General features: G+C 45.3%; 3 protein-coding genes. 2 read left to right on the forward strand and 1 reads right to left on the reverse strand.

Going from position 1 to position 3230, the window contains the following annotated elements; translation table 11 throughout:
- Positions 1–522 (forward strand): MATE family efflux transporter (locus tag PHF27_RS13990; protein WP_300071394.1); only part of this gene is annotated, 522 nt, incomplete at its 5' end.
- 417 nt (positions 523–939) lie between these two features.
- The gene (gene gdhA / locus PHF27_RS13995; RefSeq protein WP_300071397.1) at positions 940–2289 is read left to right on the forward strand and encodes an NADP-specific glutamate dehydrogenase; all 1350 of its coding nucleotides are present in this window, start codon (positions 940–942) and stop codon (positions 2287–2289) included.
- A gap of 58 nt (positions 2290–2347) precedes the next feature.
- Here gdhA and PHF27_RS14000 read toward each other — a convergent pair whose 3' ends face one another.
- Positions 2348–2734, reverse strand: coding sequence for a hypothetical protein (locus PHF27_RS14000; protein WP_300071400.1), 387 nt, complete (start codon positions 2732–2734; stop codon positions 2348–2350).
- Between the last annotated feature and the right edge of the window lie 496 nt (positions 2735–3230).

Raw genomic sequence — 3230 nt, forward strand, 5'->3', positions numbered from 1 at the left:
GTGGCGGCCTTTACGCTTATTAGCTATTTGGCGTTTATAGGGAATAATGTGTTGTTGGGCTTGTCGGACGGCGTGGGCGCGATTATCAGCTACAACTATGGGAGCTGTCAAATGAAGCGCGTGAAAAAAGCACTCCAGCTTGTTGCTGCCAGCGCCGGTGTTATCGGCATCGGGATGTTTGCTGCTATTTTTATTTTTGCCGGAGATGTTATTTCGCTATTTTTGCATGAGGGAAATGAAGACATCGTGCGCTTTGCCGTCTATGGAGCCAAGCTATATGCGTTTGCCTTTTTGGTCAATGGATTCAATATTGTTGCGGCAGGTTATTTTACGGCGATTGGGAACCCGGGGCAAGCGGTGTTGGTTGCTTTGAATAAAGGGGTCTTGTGGATCATTGCGGGAATTACTATTTTGCCTGTTCTCTTTGGGGTTAAAGGAATTTGGCTGACGGTGCCTATTGCGGAGTTTGCAACGCTTGCTATATCGGGAAGCTTGCTATATCGGTACTTTCGATGCTCATAAAACGATTTGACATACTGTCTTGAACGAGCCATAACGTATTGCCAATAGGGCATTCGGTGTGGCTCGTTTTTTTATGGAGGACTTGCGGAATAATACAGGTAAGAATCATAAAAATGCATTGCGCTATGCCGAAAAATGTATAAAAAGAAAGAGGATCAGTAAAATAAATGAAGCGTGAGAACGGCCCTGCTGCTTTTCTATGAGCACAAGGACTGTCGAAAGAAAATATTTGTATGTATACAAGAAACAAGGTGTCGAAAAATAGACATGTTGCCAAGGTTAATGTATAATTTTTAATGTCGGTCGTAATTGGAATTACAAATACTAGAAAAACAAAGTGTTTTTGGCAGAACGTGTAATGAAATTTGGGAAAGCTTGGGCGTAAGCAATAAAGATTAAAGAAGGCGAGTGGTAACTTTGAGTATTATGAAAAACTATGTGAACAATGTATTGGGAGGTCTTATTGAAAAAGATCCCGAGCAAAGAGAGTTCCATAGCACAGCGAAAGAAGTCTTGACGACGATTATTCCAGCGCTGGAGAAAAATCCTCATTACAAAGAAGCGAGGATTTTGGAGAGGCTTGTTGAACCGGAACGCGTAATTTCTTTCCGCGTTGTTTGGGAAGATGATAAGGGAGAAGTTCAGGTGAATCGCGGCTATCGTGTGCAATTCAACAGCGCGCGCGGACCGTATAAAGGCGGTTTGCGTTTTCACCCGAGCGTGAATTTGAGTATTTTAAAGTTTCTTGGCTTTGAACAAACTTTCAAGAACGTATTAACTGGGCTGCCTATTGGCGGGGGCAAAGGTGGTTCTGATTTTGATCCGAAAGGGAAGTCCGACCGCGAAGTAATGCGCTTTTGTCAAAGCTTTATGACGGAATTATCACGACACATTGGTCAGGATTTAGATGTGCCGGCCGGTGATATCGGTGTTGGCGGTCGGGAAATCGGCTATCTTTTCGGGCAATATAAACGCGTGTGCAATTCCTATGAAGCAGGCGTGCTTACCGGTAAGGGCCTTGAGTATTGGGGAAGTCTAGCACGAACAGAAGCCACTGGTTATGGGCTGTTGTATTTCGTGAAAAACATGCTGGAAGACCAAGGCAGGAGCCTTGCAGGCCAAACCGTTATTGTATCTGGTTCGGGGAACGTGGCCATCTATGCGATTCAAAAAGCCCAGGAGCTTGGAGCGAAAGTGGTTACCTGCTCGGATTCCAATGGCTACATTTATGACCCGAACGGCATAGATCTTGCTGAAGTCAAGGCGATTAAAGAGGTTCGCCGCGGTCGTATCAAAGAATATGTTGCGACCCATCCGCAGGCTGAGTATCACGAAGGCTGCAGCGGAGTATGGAGCGTCAAAGGCGATATCGCACTGCCGTGCGCCACACAGAACGAAATCGATCTGGAAGCGGCGAAAATCCTTGTGGCTAATGGTGTTAAAGCAGTTGGCGAAGGTGCTAATATGCCATCTACGCTTGAGGCCATCGCACATTTTCAGGGGAACCAGGTACTGTTTGCACCGGCGAAAGCGGCCAATGCGGGCGGCGTTGCCGTGTCTGCGCTGGAAATGTCGCAGAACTCGCTGCGTTATAGATGGACTTTTGAAGAGGTGGATGCCAAACTTAAAGACATCATGAAAAATATTTTCGAGGATGCCAAATCTACTGCCGAGGAGTACGGCTGCCCGGGGGACCTGGTTGCTGGCTCTAATATTGTTTCGTTTGTAAAAGTTGCCGATATTATGCTGGCTAACGGGTTGGTATAACTCGCAGTCTGGCCCCAAATATAAAAACAATAAGAGCCGAAGCATTTTGCTTCGGTTCTTATTGTTTTTCAAGAATGGCAAATGCTAGGGCTTCACTGGTATTTGTTTCATCATTTCGCCCATGTCGCTGACAGGGACGCCTTGGGGCAGGGCAAAGGTTTCTGGCGGCACGGGGCCTTTTATACTCGGTGGTCATATGAAGGACTCCTGCTTCGGTCACCTCTACTTTCGCCGGAATGCCATGATCTTCAAGCACCCACATTTTGACCTGGCTTTGATCGGATTTTGGGTCCAGCAGCACTACTTTACAGCTTATGCCGTCGTAATTGACGGTTTCTAGGAGTGTTACCTTGGCGGCATCTGTTTCTTTACTGTATTGATTGGGTGATTTGGCTGCTTTTGCCGGGTCAAAAGGGATTTTTAGGAGCTTACCCTGGCTGGGCATAGTTATACTTGGCCAAGAGGTCTGCAGCCGATTCTTGTTTGGCTGGCGGTGGACTTGAAGACGTGCTTGTTTTATCCGTTCCGCTGCAACCGGACAGGCTAAGCAAGAACAAAGCGATTGCGACTAGTGTCATGATTTTTTTCATGCTAATGCCTCTGTTGGACTATGAAACTTTTAGAAATTATTTCTAATTCGACTTGTAAAAGTTCTTCTACATCTTGTGCAAAAGTTCATTTTTGAAAAAAGGTTACTCTGGCTGACGTTTAAGAGCTTGCTTGCCAGCAATGGGGGGTGAATCGTCTTGGGGAATAGTTTTTTTCTGGGAAAAAAGAATGTGTTTTGCAGGAAATTGGTCTATGTATATGGTATAGTTATTGCAAATGTCTAGTTTCGTTAGTTCGATGAAAATTGAAGGTGTCGCAAAGAGGGCTGCTTAAGTGATTAGCGGACTTTGTTTTGTTGAGTTAATGATATGGAGAAAGGTATATGTTATTGA

It is taken from the genome of Anaeromusa sp. (assembly GCF_028691475.1).
Taxonomy (GTDB): domain Bacteria; phylum Bacillota; class Negativicutes; order Anaeromusales; family Anaeromusaceae; genus Anaeromusa.